The organism is Virgibacillus salexigens (assembly GCF_000723585.1).
GTDB classification, from domain to species: domain Bacteria; phylum Bacillota; class Bacilli; order Bacillales; family Amphibacillaceae; genus Virgibacillus; species Virgibacillus salexigens.
The window spans coordinates 421,481-437,735 of the sequence record NZ_CCDP010000003.1 but is presented as its reverse complement, the minus strand read 5'-3'; the positions used below and the strand labels follow the sequence as shown (position 1 = coordinate 437,735).

Below are 16,255 nucleotides of genomic sequence, written 5' to 3'. Positions count from 1 at the left end.
CTATATACCTCCCTAAATATTTTATTTAATCTTTAATCATCAATTGTCCATTTTTTGCTTAACATCTCATGTAAATTAATACTGTCATAGTAGATTTCTTTAAATTGCCCTGGTTCAAGCTCATGCTTGAATGTGTACTTTAAGTTACCATTATGATGATAAGTAATGGTTTTCTTTTGTTGCATATGTGCTTTGAAAGCTTCTTCGTACGTTACATAGGTTCTAATGACTCTCCATTTTTTCTTTAAATCATTTAAATATAGTGTTTGTCGTCCTCCTTTATTGTTAAGAAATGTAAACACTAATTTCTCATCAACCCATCTGACAACCCACTCTTTTTCTTCATCTTCAGCATAATCATTAGACTTTAAGCAATCTATCATCTCACCTAAAGAGAGCCATTCATTCATTTCAAGCCTCCTCTTTCTTTTGTTTAAAGTAATCTAAATTATTTAAAAACCTGATTTCAGAGTCATTTTCTATAAAAACAAAGCCAGTTACGATTTCATTAAACTTATCAAAAGATGCATTTATATATTCATCACTTTCTTCGTCATATGTCTCAAACCATCGTTCTACATTGTCATCAACCGACGTTCCTTTGAAAACAAAATAAGGGTGATCATTTTCATCAATGCTAAGAATTGATTCAGCTACTTCATTGAATCTATCATGAATATGATCGCCAAAATCAGAAGTTAACTCAAAATTAACATTAAGAAAGTTTTTTAAACATGAGGATACAAGTTGTTTATCTTTACTATGGAATACCTGTTCATTTGTTAATATCCATAAGATTTTATCCTCCTTAATGTCACTATTACAAGCTAGTTTATTAAGTTCCTCAAATATAGACGGATCAAAATTAATAGCTGTCATATAGCGTTGCCTTCCAAATGGACCTTGAACCTTATGAGGAAGGTATTTTTCAAATAAAACATCCCAAACCATTGGTGATACCAACCATGAATTAGAAAAATCTTCATATTCATTTCCATTAAAATTGTTATCTATTGTCCATAATGAACTACTACTCATATTTATACTCCCTTAATATATCAATATTTTGTTCTGCCTCAGATAATAAATTGCATACTTGATCTGTTATCCATTCAGAATTAACTTTCCCATCTGGTGAATACCGACAATGATCAACTAATGCATCTAATTTCATAAATGTTAGTTCATATAAAGCAATTTGTTTCTTTTGATATTCGTTGTTTCTTGATTCTGCTATTAAATCGTGAATCATTGCACGCATATTCGAATGATAATGAATATGACTTTCTAACTTACCATTTTTTCTTGGTAAATTAGGGACTAGATTATCAATATAAGTACTAACTTGGTCTAACTTCATTTCATTCAAGATATCCGCTCCTTTTATTTTTGAATGATTGCTGTAATCTCTTCTAGCTTATTTAGTTCTAAGTCTTTTACTGATTCGATGATTTCTTTTCTTAAAGAATTCTTCTTTTCGTACAGATCAACTAGATCTCTATATTCTTTTTCACTAAAATATGCTTGATGCACCTCAAAGGAATGAGAGGTTGATCTCATTGTCCTTTTATCAAATCTAACAATGTGATCTCCATCAGTAGGATGGGCATAAAAACTTCTAGTGTTAACTTTTGTAACTACATAATTGCTTAAACTTGGCTTAGAAGTGCTAAAAGCGATATTAGAAGCTACAAACAATATTTGGCCAACTTTTACTTCCCTTTTTTTCATAAAAAAAACTCCTTTATGCTAAGAAGCCTGAGGGGTAATCAGGCTTTTTTATTTTCTTCTTTTTGCAGCACTAATTAAGGTAGGATGGTATTGTTCAATCAAGTTATATAATGTATTAAACGTACGCTTAATATCCCATTGTGCTTCCTCAGAGGTTCTAAGATTAATAAGGTGGTAAGCCTCCCATAAATCAAAATTAGCTAATACTCGCCTTTTATGGGCGTTTAAAACAGCATAGTCGGCTAGAGACTTATTATTGATATCAGACTCATGAACCTTATGAAAGATCTCCATTGATTTCTTGTGCATACCCTCTAAAATATAGGATAACCCTGCTTCCTTAATTCTGGGGGGTATTATGAATCCATGTATTGGTGTCGGATCACTATAAATAAAATTTGATTTACGATTATGACGAAGCAATTGATGCCAGTTCGCCTCTGAAACTAACAAATCAGCGTTATATTTGACTCTTTTAAATGCTTCTGGAGGATTATCAAAGTGAGTCATTCTAAATAAAATGCCTTTCATGGCTTTTATTCTTTGCTCACCAGTCATTTCCAGAACACGTCCAACTGCTACAGAATAAGGGACACAGGAATGTTGAACATAGTGAGTAGTTAGAATTTCCTTAATCAATGAATCCTCTGTGTCAATTAAACCAGTAAGACTTACTTCAGGTTCATGAGATACTGGAGTAATAATATCCTGGTAAGTTTGTTGTATATGTTTTTTAACTCCAAGTTGATAAGGCGATGCATCAGCATATTTTAAAAGAACTGGCAACACTTTAGAAATTTCTGTTTTTAGATCATTCTTCAGTTTTAATGATTCGGGGTAATTGCTGGTTTCTAATGTGGCCAGACCATCCCTCCATGCTCTCCCATTTGCACTCATACCTAACTGTGTATACATAGCAAGTGGTAATACATATCTTGCATCTTCAAAAGCCAACTTTAATTTTTCATTATCAGATTGTTTTCCTGATTGAGGAGATAGCAGGTCTTTATCTTTCTTCTTTAAATGGTTATAAACACCTTTAATGAGAGTTTCGAATGCATCGTAAGACTCGTTCATATAGTCCTCGAAGTCAGTATGCAGTTCTGAACTTTTTTCAAATGGATTATACCAATCCCCTCTTTGTGGCTTTTGATAGCGTTGACTGTATTCCGTAATACTATAGAATGTGTTACTTAATTCTAACTCCGCACTAATTAACCGAGATACTTTTTCAATGCCAACGTGCGCTACAGCGTGTTCTGCAACTGAGGAGTGTCCATAACCAACTGTCCATTTTTCATGGAAATCTTTCGCTTTCTTATTTAGCCCTTTAAAAATATCGTGAGTAGATGCCTCGATTTGAAATTCATCTAATGCCTTGCTTAAATTTTCCTTGAATGATTTAGGTGAACGGGATACCCATGCGAATAGTGTTGCAATAAATTCTTCTGGTAAGTTCGTAATGGCATAAACGTTTCCATCCACGTTGCTAATGAAAGGTGATAGGTCTCGTTGTTTCTGTTCTTTAGTGCTCGTTTTGGAGTTTTTCTTTGCACTAATAGTAGTTTGCTTTGATGATTTGTTTTTCCCATCTGAACTTTTCTCCTTATTTGTTTTTACTTCTTCAGACGTTTCTTCTGTTTGCTTTTCTTTTGTGTTAGACATTTCCATCCTCCTATGTAGCTTATTAAACTTACAGCGTAGAGCTGAATATGCTGAAACTACCGGTGTCAGGGGTGTTTCACCATCCTTTTATATATTATTTTTCAGCTCTACGCTCTAAATAAATAGAGCTATTTGTCAAAATAACTGATTGTTTTCATACTCTTCTTTTGAGATTGGTATTACATGCTTAAGATCTTCCATTGTTAAATCAAGTCTGTGAAGTGGCAGTTTAAATTTATGCCATAGTTGTAGCTTATCTTCAGGTATTTGCTCATCACAATTGATGGTTACTTGCCCGAAACAGTCACAGGGCTGTTCTGTTTGATGATCAATAGCCATTTTCAACTCTTTTTTAAAGCAATAATAAAATGTATGGCTAAAAGAATGATCCACCCATCTATTCCCTCCTTTTTTAAATTGCAATAGGTAAGGATTTACACCTTACATGGTGAAGGTCATCCAACCCAAGCTTCTTCCTTTCACCTTAGCGAGCCTCATTAAGGGAGTGCCTAACGTCTACTTATTCCGTCACTATTGCTATATTTGTTCTAGCAGTTGTTTCTGCTACTCTTTCTTACTATTTGTAGGGTTAGTTTGAAAGAGCAAAAGTCAACCATTCCCTATTGGATAAACAAGAAAACTTATTTACCCAATAGGGAACTCCAGATAGCCTGGATCCCTATTCACTAACCTTTTAGTTCTTTTATAATTTGTTGTTCTAATTTTTCATTTAATGTACGGACAATACCAGGCACTAAGAATAAATCAACGAGAATCCATACCCCTACAACAGCTAATGGAATAAAACCTATTAACAACCAAGAAGTTATTAGACCAATTAAAAATAGCGACAACAATGTTATTGCAGTTCCTACTCGACCTAAGTAAAAACGATGAATACCTAAGGGTCCCAAAAATATTAGTAGCAAATAACTTAGTAGGATGCTTTTACCTCTTTTTTCAATTTCTGAATTTACATATATTTTTTCTTGTGTGTTTAAGTTTTGCATTTCTTTTCCCCTTTTTTACTTTTTAGATTTTTGCAAGGTATTAACATTACTTATCTCATCATATTGTTTGACGAGACCCTTTAATTTTAAATCTTTGGTTTTGTATAGCTCTATAACTCTCTTAATAGGCAATACAGAAATAGAGTCACCGTTATTATCTTTTATGGGCAAACGCACCCGAAGGGTTTCAAGACTAATTGACTTATAATCCCATCGAGCTCCTTTAATTGTTTTCGATAAGGTTTGTGCATAAATAACTCCATAAGCAAATAAAAGGGTTGTAATATTCTCAGATACTTCTTTTTTAGAAATACGCACAATGTGTTTTTCAATCTGAGTTAATGTTGCTCTAGTATACCCAGGCAATAGATCTGCTTTAAAAATTTTAGGAATAACTTTCTCTCTAAACTCTTCTACAGATTTTTCGAAGTTATCAAGCTGCATTTTCATTCCTCCTAGTTTAAATCATTAAATACAGATATACCCCCGCCGCCTTCATAATACTCAGGCTTCTTACCTTCATCTGTCTTGCTACCAGCATTAGCTAATGATACTTCTAAATCTTTTGTTGCTTCCACACAAGATTCACCTTCACCATTCAATACTTCCATATTAATTTCTCCACCTGGTGCTATTATAAATTTCACTTTATGTTGTGACATCTAATCGTCTCCTTTTTTATTTAATTTGGAAAAAGTCTGTTTCCTCTAATAGTGTTGGGCGGTCAGCTTTGTCCCATTCTTTGGCATAAGCTAAGATAGCTTCTACATCACTTTTGGTTCAAATTTCATGTAAAACATGTAGTATCTCCCATAAAATTAGATATTTGCTTGTCTAAGAATTTGATTAACAAATTCCGGATTAATGTCATCTGTACTCAAAGGACGGTAAACATAGGACTCTTCATTATCGATAGAAGTAAGTTCTTCTGTAGGAATGTCATCTATATCTGCATCTACTACAACTACATTTGTATATTTATCAGATTTTATATCCTGAATGACGCCACCCTCCATAAATATAATAAGATTTGGTGCCTTTATGGATAAAGTATTAGTTCTTAGGTTATGAAGTTCTTTAAGTTCTTTATTGATCATACTTAAATGTTCCTGAGAAAAATGCATTACAATTCCGTTTGAATTTGTAATATCTTCTCCTCTATCTTTCACTAATTGTTCTTTTCCGTGATTGTACTCATATGCTTTTGAAGCATAGTATAAAATCGGACTTCCTTCCATGATTATTCTCCTTTAAATTAAGCTAATTTACTACGCTTATTAGTTAGTTTTTTATGTTCAAAGTACAGCCAACCTGAAAAAATTAAAGTAGCTGTTAAGTTAGATAATCCAGCAGTACTTGAAGAAAATGAAAAGATTGTTAACAGAACCCAACTTACTGCTAAACCATAACTAATACTGAAAATCCATCCAATAATCGGAATATAAAATAGACGTGCTAAAAGTTTACGAATTTTATACACTGGAGCAATAGTTGCTATTGATGCAATGCTGGTAAATAAAATAAACGTTAAAAGCATTTTATTACTCTCCCTGTTTTGAATATGTATGAGCGGCATTACACCGCTCAATATTCAATCAATTAAATTGGGTTGCAACTAATTCAAATTCTCCATTTTCATTCATAGTAAGATCACTCATATTATAGTCCCAACGATTTTCTTGACATGCCTGAAATACTTGATATTTAGAGTGGTGTTGGGAAATTCTATTAGTGAAATCTTTTTCAGAGAAAGGAACTTTAAACCAGTCTGCTTGTAATTCTAGAGTTTTTGTCTCTTGATTTTCTACCCAACCAAGAGGAAGCAACCTCCCATCTTCACTTACTACGGCTAGTTTGGAATGACGTGCTTGACCATACCAATCTTTAATTGTGGTATTTTCTTTAAAAGAAAGTCCCATTTCTTGTAACCCTGCCTTAATAAAATCTAAATTAGATACCTTGCATTCATAAGTTGCAAAATGACTCATAAATGTATTCCTCCTTAATTAAAATAAAATTTATAATAAGAGCTTAATGCTACTTATTTCGAATTATTTCTTTGCACTTAGATATGTTTGAGCTACTTTTTTAAGTAAATCAGCTCGCTGCTTCTGAACATCTAAGACTTGATTATATACAGAAGTTGGCATCTTTTCTAACTCACGCTGATCGTAATTCTTCTCAATGAGCATTTTTAAATTTTTTAGTTGATTAGCTGTGTCTGTTTTTAAATTTGATTCCATCATTTCTCTGAAAATGATCAAGTGATCAATGGATTTAAAAAAACTATCGAACGCTAATGCTAATTCTTTGTATTCACTAAGTGCAAAGTCTATAGACTGATAAAACAGTTCATTCTTAGAATAATTATAATTCTCTACAGAAGCCTCTGAGAGCATTTCGTATATTCTCATCTTTTCTTCTTTTGGGTTAAACGACATGACACTCACCTCTTAAATTTCAATATCATCAAATTCAATGATTTTGTTTTTATTTGTTCCATTTTTATGATGAATGATGTCGTGTTCAAAAGATGAAGCGCATTTTGCAGCTTCTTTTGCCCATTCTCGAAGATTATAGAGAACTTCATTATTTCTCCTGCTCATAGGAATTGTTTTAGCTGCTTGAGAAATTAAATCATCTTTTGTCATGTAATGCATATCACGAATTTCCTTTTTATATTCTGCATAAGCACGTCTTCCTGCTTCAGCAACAACTTGCTCAATTTCTGCTCCTGTAAAACCATCCATTTCTTCTGCTATTTCAGCTAGGGTGTAGTCTGGAAATTCATTTATTGCAAGTTCAGCTTGTTCCGAAATTTCATATCCACGCTTCTTTAAATGAATGGATAGAATATCTTTCCTCTCTTCTGGAGAAGGAATAGAAACAAAGAAAATTTCATCAAATCGTCCTGCTCTTGTTAACTCGGGAGGGAGATTTGTAATGTCATTTGCTGTTGCTACAACAAATACAGGTGCTACTTTATCTGAAAGCCAAGTTAAAAGAGATTGTACCACTCTTGAAAGTGTTCCTGAATCACTTTTATCTGATGAGCTAATTCCACTTAAGCCTTTTTCTAACTCATCAATCCATAAAACACATGGAGAAACGTCTTCTGCAAGTTTAAGGGCACGATCAATATTCTTTTCAGATTGACCAACCTTTGAGTCCATAATTTGGCTCATATTCATTTTAAGTAAAGGTAAGTTCCATGAATTTGCTAATGACTTTGCACTTAGACTCTTACCTGACCCAGGGAACCCGGCCATTATAACCCCTCTGGCAGGATCAATATTATACTCTCTTGCTTCAGGAGCAAATGCATAGTATGCGTCAGATATCCAGTCTTTAAAGATATCCATTCCACCAACATTTTTCATATCTCCTAGTTTTGTAATGTATTCCAACAAACCAGTTTTACGAATAACCTGCTCTTTTTCAGCGGTAATTTCTTCGAGCGAAATTTTTTTATGCTTAGATACAGATTTCTTCAACACATTATTAATTTCAGTTTTTGTCATACCTACTAGTGAGTGAATAATTGCCTCACGTTCTCGTCCCTCAGCAACAGGCAAGTCGTTAGTAATTAAAAAGTTATTCAAACCTTCAAGCTGCTCGATAACTTGTGCTCTGCTTGGAAGTTCATAACGAACTGTTGTAATTAATTTTTCCAACTCTGCAGGTATACTTATGAATGGAGACAAAAAAATAATTGGCTTATATACTTCATCATTTTTTTCTAATACATCCCTTAAAGCACGCTTAGCTTGATAATTTGTCCAAATATCGTGAAAGTCTTTCAAGATAAATACATTCTGTTCTTCAGAATTTTTAATTGCATTCATAAGCTTAATTGGGTCCGAAAAGTTAAATTTTTCACTTTTAGTTTCTTCTATTAAGTCAAAACCACCACCTGTAATGGACCAAGTTACCGCTCCCATTTGTCTATTTGTAATGATTTCTTTTAAATCTTTTTGAACTCGTTGCTCTTCATAAGTTTCAATTAGAATGGCCTTTCTTCTTGCGCTAATTAGCATATTGATTTCGTCTATACCACTTAATTCATTTGTTGTATGCATATTAGTTCCCCCTTTTATAATTCAATATCAGCAAACTCATTGTAAATTTCTTCTTTTCGCATTTTGTCTTTAAAATTTGAAATTATGTTGATACGTTTATTCTTAAATTCTAAGTATTTGCTATGGTTTAGTGGATTATTTAAATCTAGACCCAGGATCATGCTCTTTTCCTCTTGCTGCTCTTTAATAAAACGATATCTATTATGATTCTGTGGAAACGGTTCTCTTGTTACAGAGAAATCAGTAACTTCTAAATTTGAATTATCAGCATTTGAATCATGAAAATTATTAAAAGTTAGCAACTGATTTCTTTCTAAATCAAAGAATATAAACGAATGATTAGAATTAACTAGCCACTCAATGGATCCATTAAGAGTTATAATATGATTGAATTCAACTTTAGGATGACCATTATCCTCTAAGGAAAGGAATAGATCCTCAAAGGTTGCAATTTCTTCCTTCGTTTGATTCTGTACCAATCCTAACCCCTTTTGCATATGAATAGAGGAACTAAATCCGAGCAGATAATCAGAAGTGTTATTTTGATTCATACATAGAATAATATCATCCATCAATTTATTCTTGGCATACTTAAAAATAGCATGATCAGAAAACAAATGTGATTTTTTACTATTTCTGGAGCTATAAAATGACTCCGATAATATATTATAAAATTCTTTTTCTGGAAAGTTGTAGCAAGATGTTACATCTAGATCTTTTTGAACTGCTTTTAACTGAATCATAGCATCATGAATATATTCTAAAGTAAATTCAATACGTAATTCTTCTTTTGCTGGCAGATTAAAAACATATTCCGATGAAACATTTAATAAATTTACTCTAGATGGATCAAAACTTGTTATTTCAATGTCCATGCTTCATACCCCCTCATTACTAATTAATTTCATGTTTTCCTTTCTTTGTGTATATCTTGCTTCACAAAGTTGAGTGCAGTAACTATCTTCAGCTTTTATAGACTTACCACAGCTCTTACAGTGATGATTGGATTCATATATTTTCATGTATTCATCAGAGTAATGAAAAATTAAATCATAATTTTCTCCTAAATTTTTATAAATATCATATTGTCTCATGGTATTTGGACCATAGATAACACGTTGATTCGAAGAACCGATAAAACCACCATCATGCATATATTCTGCTGTAGTTAGGCGAAGTTCATGCTTATATTCTCCATCTACGATAATATCAATGTAACGCATAAGCTCTTTTACATCTTCTGGAGTTAAAATTGTATATTTTACTCTTGTAGGATTGTGATCTTCATCAAACGCTTGTATATCGTAAGAAGATGAATAATCCATTAGCTGTTTAAGCATTGCTTGCTCATGCTTCTCTTTCACCCATGTGAAGTTCAACCCATACTTCATGAGGACATCTAATTTATACATAGTATACATGACAAAATGAAATGTTGGATCTATCTTCTTTAATTGCTTTGCTACTTCTGTTAGAGTTCTAGCTTGAAGTATCGGCTCACCTCCACAGAAAGTAACTTGTCTATTCCATGCATCTTTAGATATCATATCAACTAATTCTTGAATACGATATGTTTTATATTTCCCTTCAAATGACCAAGTAATGCTGTTAAAACATCCCTCGCATGGGCTAACCACTCCTCGTATACACCCTTTTGTAAATAGCTCTAATCGCTTACCAGGACCAGCTGTCAGAGCATCTTTTGTAACACCAATGAATCGTAAGATATCATTCATTATATTAGCTCCTTTTTACCCTAGTTATAATATTTTGTAATGCATTACTATATTTGTAATGCCTTTCTTTTTATATTGTAAAGTAAAACTTGGGGAAAAGCAATAGAAAAAAAGCGTATTCTTAAAAAAATAAGAGCACGCCTTTAAAAAGATTAGATATTATGTTTATTCAACAGGTATAAGCTTTACCTTCGCATGTGATTCAATTACATCCGTCATTTCTGTGAAGAAGACATAATCTCCATCACCATGGCCATCTCCTAATATAGTGTTTACTAATACATTCCCATCTACGTCATAAACAAAGAAATTTGATCCACGACCTACATTTGTAGCTCGGTAGCGACCTGCAGGAATATCTGTACCAACAAAATACTGACCAGCAGATAGTTCAATTGGCTCTTCCTCTTTCTCCTGAATTACATTCGAAATATCATCCAATTCATTTTGCTTGTTCTCAATATCAGTTGCTAATGTTTCAACTTCAATTTTCTTGTCGGAGACATCATTTTCAAGATCTTCAAACTCTTTTTGCAGCCTTTCTTTATTCTCAACTAATTCAAGTACTTCATCGACTTCTTTTTTCTTTTCAGAAAGTCTCCCATCTTGTGACTCAATTTCTTCTTTGATATCAGCCAATTGATTCTTGCTATCATCAATTTTAGCTGTTAACTCTTCGTGATTAACCTTAGACTCTCCCAGAGCTACTTTAGCACCATTATTTCCAATACTATAAACAAGAATGATTGCGATTAATACGCCTAAAGTCACCCATACTTTTTTGTTCTTGAAAAATTTCATTACAATAATCCCCCTTTTATGATATATGTAGGAAAAAAATCCCACCAACTATTATATACGAGGTTGATGGGATTATCTACTAAATATTAAATCTTGTGGTTACTTTTTCTTCAGGCATAATTAACTTGAACCCTTCAGGTAAGTTTTGCTGTAAATTAGGAAGTTCTCTATCAATTGTTTCCTGAAGGATTTCCTTTTCACGTTTTTTTGTGATTTTCTTTTTCTCACTCATTTGAATTTCCTGATTAATGGTTGCTTCTGCAAGTGATTTAACATGCTGTTCGAATTGAATCATGAAATAATTTTGAGCACGTGTCACATCAATTGAAGGTTCTTTTAATACTTCCTGTAATACTCCATTATTCTGAAAATAGGCTTTGGCTTTATTTTCGTCTTCCATTGTGACCTTATGATTATTTCTTCTTAGAGAAGCTGTGCCAATATCGAACGATAATTTTTTCCCGTTATTTTGGTGCTTAACGAAATTATCTATTATAGAATCAATAGCTGCAATGTCGTCATTCTTCTTATTAATTCGTTGGTCCCACTCTTTAACGATAGCTTTTTTCATCTCTTTCATTTTTTCAATATCTTGTTTCAAATAGTGTTTCGCAAGCATCATTTTTCGAATTGTCATTTCATCCAATTCTTCTCTAACATAGCCATCATTATCTTTTACGTTTTGAAGCATACCTTCCATCATATCTTGAATGGAATGAACAGCTTCTTTTGCTTCATAATTTAAAGCTTCTTGTAATGCAGCACTCATTTTCTCAATCCCCCTTATTTATACATCAATAAACAAGCCGACAGGCTTTTAACTTGTTTTAGTGTGTGATAAACCTTTTCGTTTTCTTATGGCTGTTATTCGTCTTTGCGTACCTTTCGATTTCATGACAGTTCTATCCCCTTTCTTGAAGAATCTTATTTTGCTCAACAAGCATTTGGATAGTTTGTACATAAGAAAGTAACATTTCATACTCCATTGCAACATAATCCGTATCACTTCCTTTAAAACTAAAAGGAAGATAATAATAATCTTTCCCCATATTGTGGGCTTCTTCTTTAATACCATCAAGCCACTCTTTTTTGATGGTAATCTGTTTGGATCCCTTAGCATCTTTAGATCCCCTTTCTTTGAATTCCGCTAAAGATGCAGTTAGATCTTCTTCAGTTATCATATCTCCTAGTGCAAAATGCAAAGCACCAGATGCAATTTGTCTACGAGCTGCATCTTTTGATTGCTTAATTGCAGAATTATATTGTTTAGTTCCTCTATTTTCAAAGTCAATCCCACTTTTCTTCTGTTTATTTGTGAGAGACCTTGCACGTAGAGGTACTCTTTCTTTTTTTGAACTATACATATTATAATCAAAGCATTTATAGCAAGATTTATTCGCATTTGCACATTCGGTTATAAACCTACATTCACTCATAATGTAACTCCTTTAACTACTTGGGAGTAATGACCTTTCAATATTAAGTATTGAGTTATTGGTGATTTTAGCACTCGCCTTATGATTTAAAGATTTTAAGGCAGCATCTAATGCATAGTAATAAGCATTTATTTGGTCTTCAAGTTCAAATAAATTCACAAAATCCTCCGGGTAATAAGGTTTTGCTGTATCTGGAACAGGATATCTTTGTGCTAGTTGAATTCCAGCTGCCTTTCTTGCTAAATCATTTTGACCTTTATATAGATCCTTTAGCACATTCTCAATTATTCTTGAAATAGCATCTTTATTTCTTCTTGCTTTACCAAAGTAGTAATTAACCTCGGTGAATAAATCACTTAAATCCATATTAAATTGATGTAGAGTAGTGGTATTGTTTTCTAAGGGAACTTTAAGGTTATTGTTTTGTTCATTGAGTTTCTCGCATATTCTTTCCCATTCATTGATGTCTTCTAAAAGCAATCTGTGTAATACCATTCAATACACCCCCTGAAAAATCAATTTAGACTCATTACGAGTGTTTTATTGCTTTATCACACAACTGGTTTAATTTATCTTGAAAAATGCGCTCAAGACTTGTTAATATCATTGGATAAAGAAGAGGGTCTTCTCTTAATTCTTCTTTAAGGTGATCCAGAAACTCAGGAATATCATTCTTTGAAGAGTGATATTCCATATTTGATATCATGAAAAAAACCTGGTCTGCAATCGTTTCTGCTTTCTCGTTTAAATTTATTGAATCAATCAGTTGCATATTTAAAAGACACAACCTTTCTTATTTTTCCTTGAAAATTAAAGCACTACTTCCGTCATCAAGTTCGGTATAGCCAATGATTTTAGAGTCACTAAAAACAGGCATACCTTTTTCGTAAGAGGCAACAATTTGTGTCATCTTTTCAGCAACTTGTTTGTAATTTTCTAATTCTGTCTGCTGCTCTTCTACTTGTTTAATTAATCTGTCACGCTCTTTTTCCATTGTACGAATCGTTTGATCTTTGACTTCCATTAAAGTTTGAAAACGATTAATACTGCTTGAAAGATCACTAGCCATTGAAATGATGGTATTTACTTGCTCCTCTTCATCTGGGACACCATAGTAAACAATATGATTAGACTCTGCCTTTTCTTGAGAAGGAATAATACCGATAATGCCATCTTTTTTTAAGCGTCTAACCGCACGATGTACAGTAGCTTCACTAATCCCTAAGGCGTCTCCAATTTTACTCATAGATTGTTGAAAGCGTCCATCAGATTGAGCAGATTTTTCCTTAATATAATCGTGAACCTTTAATTCACTCTTACTTAGATTCTTTAAAAAAGCCTCTTTTTCAGCCATATAAATACCCCTTTCTATATGATGACATTACAATACCTCATATCTTGTTTTATAATACATTACATCTTTACATTTGTAAAAGCATTTCATATAGAGGTTAAAAGGATATCAAATTTCAAATGAGTCATTCATACGGAGAGGCCTTAAACTTACGTGAGATCATTTGAATTTTAACTTATTTTAACTCCTCGAATGTCACTAATTAATTTTATCTCTTTTTCATTATAAGTTCTATAATTATTTTTTGGATTTCTTCTAGGTTTAGGAATCATTTTATTTTCTTCCCAATACAAAATAGTGTCTCTATGAACATTTAACATTTTTGCTACTTGTGATAACTTATACTCTTTCATAACTTAAGCTCCTTTGTTGTTTACGTATTTCCCACTGGTTGCATGCTATCTGTAAATGATTGATGAATGGCTGGTAAAGTGAAGGACTTTGCAATATCTCAGATAAGCTATTTGTAACCAATAAATCAGAGCCGTTGGAAAGAGTAAAACCCTGTCCAGGTGCTTGTACATGATCTGTAATCGCTGCGCCCACTTCATAACCTAAAGCGATGATCATAAGAGGATGAACAACAATTAATTCACTAGACAAATGATGGTCACAAACCCTCTGAGTCTCAACTGATTTTCTCGCAGCTGTTAAGTAGATATCATCAAAATTCACATGTACTTGTTTCAATGCTGTGGCTAGTATTTCACCGTTACTTGTTTCAAATTGAACATCAGTTGGTGATTCTCCAATAATCATTAAAGTGGCATTCATATTATTTAATGGTAAGGGTTCATTTGAAAGATACATGCCACAAGTTTCACATGTTAAGATAGATGTTCTTAAATGAAAGTGACTAGTGCCATTATGCAGCGTCGTATAGCTAGGTTCATAATCATAATATTTAGGATTAAAATAAATAGGATCAACATCATTCATGTCAAAAGGTATTTCATCTTTCATATCTATTCACTCCCTCATCATTATACTAATAATTCTTCAGGAGGTTCTTCTTGTGGTTCTTCATCTACGAATTGTGCATCCTTTGGAATTCTACCCTGCACAATATCATTTGTATATTTAAATAAAGCTGGGCTTTGTTTTAAGGCTAGTTCTACCGAATCTTTTCCCATCCATTTGAGTTCATTCCCCATATCATCTTTATAAGGTTTTTTACTATCTTGTCCATAATAATAATAAGCCCCTGCTCGGTTTATAATACCCATTCCCATTGCAACATTCATAATATCCTTGGTCATATCAAATAAAGTGTCATAATAATAATCTACCTCTGACTTTGTAAATGGTCGTGCTACTTTATTTTTCTTAATGTTAAAGTTCATGGTATGTCCTAAAACCACATCACCTTTTTTAATTTCCTTTTTATTAATATGCATCCTCACAGAAGCATAGAAACGTAAAGATCGTCCTCCAGGAGTCGTTTCGGGATTACCATACATCACTCCAACTTTTTCACGTATTTGATTAATAAAGATAATTAATGTGTTGTTCTCTCTAGCAGGTCCTGTAATTTTACGAAGACCTTTAGACATAATCCGTGCTAGTAATCCCATTTGTTGATCCTCATTACTTCCTTCTAATTCCTTTTTAGGGACTAAGTTAGCTACAGAATCCACTACGATCAAACCTACTTCACCAGAGTGAATTGCGGTCTCCATAGTATCGAATGCTTGCTCCCCATAATCAGGTTGATTAATAAGCATGCCAGTTTCATCAGAAACATCTACTCCAATATTCTCAACATGAACTGGATCTAGAGCATTTTCAGCATCAATGTAGAGAACCTCTTTCTTTTTAGAGAAAGGATGATCTGGATTCTTTGCTAACTCTTGATATTTTGCAATAGTTTGAAGTGCTACTGTTGTTTTGCCAGAAGACTCAGGACCATAAATTTCTACAATACGACCTAAGGGAAAACCGCCTATACCTAATGCATAATCTAAACTCGGGATTCCGGTAGGTACTGGTTGAATTCTTAATGTTTCACTATCCCCAAATGAAAAAACGGTACCATCACCAAGTTTTTTATTTAATGTTTGTTTGAATTTTGACATTAACTTTCACCTCTGTATGTAGTAATAAATTCGTCAGCAGCATCTTTTACTTTCTTGATTGAATGAAGAGCTATTCTAATCTCTTCTTTATTGGAATTGGAGGGATCTTTTTTAAGAGTTTCAGACAAACTTATACCACGTTGATTTAAATGACGAGATGCGTGTTGCATGGTTGCAATTAAAGCATGGTCAGGTATGTCTTTTTCCTTTTTTGCAAAATCTAGACATGTTTCATATGTCTCTTTGTACATGCGCAACTTTGCATTGTTTTTAGCCATACCTTTATCTAAATAATAAGAGAATATGCCTTCCATAAAACGATGAAAGGCATATAAAATTTTAGGCTTCTTACGAGACATCATTAATCA

General features: G+C 33.0%; 26 protein-coding genes. All 26 read right to left on the bottom strand.

All coding sequences use genetic code 11. The features are described from left to right. Positions 1-32: 32 nt before the first annotated feature. A complete protein-coding gene (locus BN990_RS20400) occupies positions 33-410 on the bottom strand; it encodes a hypothetical protein (protein ID WP_038246972.1) in 378 nt (125 codons plus the stop codon). A 1-nt stretch (position 411) separates the two neighbouring features. Beyond that, complete coding sequence (locus BN990_RS20395; protein ID WP_038246970.1) at positions 412-1,038, bottom strand: hypothetical protein; 627 nt, start codon at positions 1,036-1,038, stop codon at positions 412-414. Next, positions 1,031-1,369 carry a hypothetical protein gene (locus BN990_RS20390; RefSeq protein WP_038246968.1) on the bottom strand — a complete coding sequence of 113 codons (339 nt, stop codon included), beginning with the start codon at positions 1,367-1,369 and terminating at the stop codon, positions 1,031-1,033. Before BN990_RS20390 ends, BN990_RS20395 begins: the two co-directional genes overlap by 8 nt. A gap of 14 nt (positions 1,370-1,383) precedes the next feature. Beyond that, positions 1,384-1,731, bottom strand: coding sequence for a beta barrel domain-containing protein (locus BN990_RS20385; protein WP_038246966.1), 348 nt, complete (start codon positions 1,729-1,731; stop codon positions 1,384-1,386). A 48-nt stretch (positions 1,732-1,779) separates the two neighbouring features. Further along, the gene (locus BN990_RS20380) at positions 1,780-3,396 is read right to left on the bottom strand and encodes an FAD-dependent thymidylate synthase (protein ID WP_038246964.1); all 1,617 of its coding nucleotides are present in this window, start codon (positions 3,394-3,396) and stop codon (positions 1,780-1,782) included. 135 nt (positions 3,397-3,531) lie between these two features. Next, the gene (locus tag BN990_RS20375; RefSeq protein ID WP_038246962.1) at positions 3,532-3,789 is read right to left on the bottom strand and encodes a hypothetical protein; all 258 of its coding nucleotides are present in this window, start codon (positions 3,787-3,789) and stop codon (positions 3,532-3,534) included. 293 nt (positions 3,790-4,082) lie between these two features. After that, the gene (locus BN990_RS20370) at positions 4,083-4,406 is read right to left on the bottom strand and encodes an NINE protein (RefSeq protein ID WP_051739370.1); all 324 of its coding nucleotides are present in this window, start codon (positions 4,404-4,406) and stop codon (positions 4,083-4,085) included. Positions 4,407-4,421: 15 nt separating this feature from the next. Continuing rightward, positions 4,422-4,850, bottom strand: a complete 429-nt coding sequence (locus BN990_RS20365; RefSeq protein WP_038246959.1) for a hypothetical protein — start codon at positions 4,848-4,850, stop codon at positions 4,422-4,424. 11 nt (positions 4,851-4,861) lie between these two features. Next, positions 4,862-5,068 (bottom strand): DUF2997 domain-containing protein, encoded by a 207-nt coding sequence (locus BN990_RS20360; RefSeq protein WP_038246957.1) that lies wholly within the window; start codon positions 5,066-5,068, stop codon positions 4,862-4,864. A gap of 156 nt (positions 5,069-5,224) precedes the next feature. Further along, positions 5,225-5,644, bottom strand: coding sequence for a hypothetical protein (locus BN990_RS20355; RefSeq protein ID WP_038246955.1), 420 nt, complete (start codon positions 5,642-5,644; stop codon positions 5,225-5,227). Positions 5,645-5,661: 17 nt separating this feature from the next. Next, a complete protein-coding gene (locus BN990_RS20350) occupies positions 5,662-5,982 on the bottom strand; it encodes a hypothetical protein (protein WP_148530745.1) in 321 nt (106 codons plus the stop codon). A 19-nt stretch (positions 5,983-6,001) separates the two neighbouring features. Further along, positions 6,002-6,394, bottom strand: coding sequence for a DUF1257 domain-containing protein (locus tag BN990_RS20345; protein WP_038246949.1), 393 nt, complete (start codon positions 6,392-6,394; stop codon positions 6,002-6,004). Between the two features lie 63 nt (positions 6,395-6,457). Continuing rightward, positions 6,458-6,847: a hypothetical protein gene (locus BN990_RS20340; RefSeq protein ID WP_038246945.1), complete on the bottom strand. Its 390-nt coding sequence runs from the start codon at positions 6,845-6,847 to the stop codon at positions 6,458-6,460. A 12-nt stretch (positions 6,848-6,859) separates the two neighbouring features. After that, positions 6,860-8,485, bottom strand: coding sequence for an AAA family ATPase (locus BN990_RS20335; RefSeq protein WP_038246934.1), 1,626 nt, complete (start codon positions 8,483-8,485; stop codon positions 6,860-6,862). A gap of 14 nt (positions 8,486-8,499) precedes the next feature. Further along, a complete protein-coding gene (locus tag BN990_RS20330; protein ID WP_038246929.1) occupies positions 8,500-9,360 on the bottom strand; it encodes a hypothetical protein in 861 nt (286 codons plus the stop codon). 3 nt (positions 9,361-9,363) lie between these two features. Then, positions 9,364-10,221 (bottom strand): 4Fe-4S cluster-binding domain-containing protein, encoded by an 858-nt coding sequence (locus BN990_RS21690; RefSeq protein ID WP_051739368.1) that lies wholly within the window; start codon positions 10,219-10,221, stop codon positions 9,364-9,366. 165 nt (positions 10,222-10,386) lie between these two features. Next, the gene (locus BN990_RS20320; protein ID WP_038246923.1) at positions 10,387-11,022 is read right to left on the bottom strand and encodes a hypothetical protein; all 636 of its coding nucleotides are present in this window, start codon (positions 11,020-11,022) and stop codon (positions 10,387-10,389) included. A gap of 79 nt (positions 11,023-11,101) precedes the next feature. Further along, on the bottom strand, positions 11,102-11,791 hold the full coding sequence (locus BN990_RS20315; RefSeq protein WP_038246918.1) for a hypothetical protein: 690 nt from the start codon (positions 11,789-11,791) through the stop codon (positions 11,102-11,104). A 133-nt stretch (positions 11,792-11,924) separates the two neighbouring features. Next, positions 11,925-12,458, bottom strand: coding sequence for a hypothetical protein (locus tag BN990_RS20310; RefSeq protein WP_038246915.1), 534 nt, complete (start codon positions 12,456-12,458; stop codon positions 11,925-11,927). 12 nt (positions 12,459-12,470) lie between these two features. Further along, positions 12,471-12,953 (bottom strand): hypothetical protein, encoded by a 483-nt coding sequence (locus BN990_RS20305; protein WP_038246912.1) that lies wholly within the window; start codon positions 12,951-12,953, stop codon positions 12,471-12,473. 34 nt (positions 12,954-12,987) lie between these two features. Beyond that, positions 12,988-13,230, bottom strand: a complete 243-nt coding sequence (locus BN990_RS20300; protein ID WP_038246909.1) for a hypothetical protein — start codon at positions 13,228-13,230, stop codon at positions 12,988-12,990. Positions 13,231-13,251: 21 nt separating this feature from the next. Next, positions 13,252-13,812 carry an Lrp/AsnC family transcriptional regulator gene (locus BN990_RS20295; RefSeq protein WP_038246906.1) on the bottom strand — a complete coding sequence of 187 codons (561 nt, stop codon included), beginning with the start codon at positions 13,810-13,812 and terminating at the stop codon, positions 13,252-13,254. Between the two features lie 170 nt (positions 13,813-13,982). After that, positions 13,983-14,165 carry a MerR family transcriptional regulator gene (locus BN990_RS20290; RefSeq protein ID WP_038246903.1) on the bottom strand — a complete coding sequence of 61 codons (183 nt, stop codon included), beginning with the start codon at positions 14,163-14,165 and terminating at the stop codon, positions 13,983-13,985. Further along, positions 14,152-14,775, bottom strand: coding sequence for a uracil-DNA glycosylase family protein (locus BN990_RS20285; RefSeq protein ID WP_038246900.1), 624 nt, complete (start codon positions 14,773-14,775; stop codon positions 14,152-14,154). The genes BN990_RS20290 and BN990_RS20285 overlap by 14 nt, the downstream gene beginning before the upstream one ends. A gap of 20 nt (positions 14,776-14,795) precedes the next feature. Then, positions 14,796-15,887: a recombinase RecA gene (gene recA, locus BN990_RS20280; protein WP_051739367.1), complete on the bottom strand. Its 1,092-nt coding sequence runs from the start codon at positions 15,885-15,887 to the stop codon at positions 14,796-14,798. Beyond that, a complete protein-coding gene (locus BN990_RS20275; RefSeq protein ID WP_038246897.1) occupies positions 15,887-16,246 on the bottom strand; it encodes a hypothetical protein in 360 nt (119 codons plus the stop codon). The genes recA and BN990_RS20275 overlap by 1 nt, the downstream gene beginning before the upstream one ends. Positions 16,247-16,255 lie beyond the last annotated feature (9 nt).

Bases quoted from the DNA above. Each gene is read 5' to 3' on its own strand.
- BN990_RS20350 (WP_148530745.1), bottom strand. From the start codon at position 5,982: ATGCCGCTCATACATATTCAAAACAGGGAGAGTAATAAAATGCTTTTA.
- BN990_RS20330 (WP_038246929.1), bottom strand. From the start codon at position 9,360: ATGGACATTGAAATAACAAGTTTTGATCCATCTAGAGTAAATTTATTA.
- BN990_RS20345 (WP_038246949.1), bottom strand. From the start codon at position 6,394: ATGAGTCATTTTGCAACTTATGAATGCAAGGTATCTAATTTAGATTTT.
- BN990_RS20290 (WP_038246903.1), bottom strand. From the start codon at position 14,165: ATGAAAGAGTATAAGTTATCACAAGTAGCAAAAATGTTAAATGTTCAT.
- BN990_RS20340 (WP_038246945.1), bottom strand. From the start codon at position 6,847: ATGTCGTTTAACCCAAAAGAAGAAAAGATGAGAATATACGAAATGCTC.
- BN990_RS20395 (WP_038246970.1), bottom strand. From the start codon at position 1,038: ATGAGTAGTAGTTCATTATGGACAATAGATAACAATTTTAATGGAAAT.
- BN990_RS20355 (WP_038246955.1), bottom strand. From the start codon at position 5,644: ATGGAAGGAAGTCCGATTTTATACTATGCTTCAAAAGCATATGAGTAC.
- BN990_RS20400 (WP_038246972.1), bottom strand. From the start codon at position 410: ATGAATGAATGGCTCTCTTTAGGTGAGATGATAGATTGCTTAAAGTCT.
- BN990_RS20320 (WP_038246923.1), bottom strand. From the start codon at position 11,022: ATGAAATTTTTCAAGAACAAAAAAGTATGGGTGACTTTAGGCGTATTA.
- BN990_RS20360 (WP_038246957.1), bottom strand. From the start codon at position 5,068: ATGTCACAACATAAAGTGAAATTTATAATAGCACCAGGTGGAGAAATT.
- BN990_RS20285 (WP_038246900.1), bottom strand. From the start codon at position 14,775: ATGAAAGATGAAATACCTTTTGACATGAATGATGTTGATCCTATTTAT.
- BN990_RS20300 (WP_038246909.1), bottom strand. From the start codon at position 13,230: ATGCAACTGATTGATTCAATAAATTTAAACGAGAAAGCAGAAACGATT.
- BN990_RS20275 (WP_038246897.1), bottom strand. From the start codon at position 16,246: ATGTCTCGTAAGAAGCCTAAAATTTTATATGCCTTTCATCGTTTTATG.
- BN990_RS20385 (WP_038246966.1), bottom strand. From the start codon at position 1,731: ATGAAAAAAAGGGAAGTAAAAGTTGGCCAAATATTGTTTGTAGCTTCT.
- BN990_RS20295 (WP_038246906.1), bottom strand. From the start codon at position 13,812: ATGGCTGAAAAAGAGGCTTTTTTAAAGAATCTAAGTAAGAGTGAATTA.
- BN990_RS20370 (WP_051739370.1), bottom strand. From the start codon at position 4,406: ATGCAAAACTTAAACACACAAGAAAAAATATATGTAAATTCAGAAATT.
- BN990_RS21690 (WP_051739368.1), bottom strand. From the start codon at position 10,221: ATGAATGATATCTTACGATTCATTGGTGTTACAAAAGATGCTCTGACA.
- BN990_RS20365 (WP_038246959.1), bottom strand. From the start codon at position 4,850: ATGCAGCTTGATAACTTCGAAAAATCTGTAGAAGAGTTTAGAGAGAAA.
- BN990_RS20380 (WP_038246964.1), bottom strand. From the start codon at position 3,396: ATGTCTAACACAAAAGAAAAGCAAACAGAAGAAACGTCTGAAGAAGTA.
- recA (WP_051739367.1), bottom strand. From the start codon at position 15,887: ATGTCAAAATTCAAACAAACATTAAATAAAAAACTTGGTGATGGTACC.
- BN990_RS20335 (WP_038246934.1), bottom strand. From the start codon at position 8,485: ATGCATACAACAAATGAATTAAGTGGTATAGACGAAATCAATATGCTA.
- BN990_RS20310 (WP_038246915.1), bottom strand. From the start codon at position 12,458: ATGAGTGAATGTAGGTTTATAACCGAATGTGCAAATGCGAATAAATCT.
- BN990_RS20305 (WP_038246912.1), bottom strand. From the start codon at position 12,953: ATGGTATTACACAGATTGCTTTTAGAAGACATCAATGAATGGGAAAGA.
- BN990_RS20315 (WP_038246918.1), bottom strand. From the start codon at position 11,791: ATGAGTGCTGCATTACAAGAAGCTTTAAATTATGAAGCAAAAGAAGCT.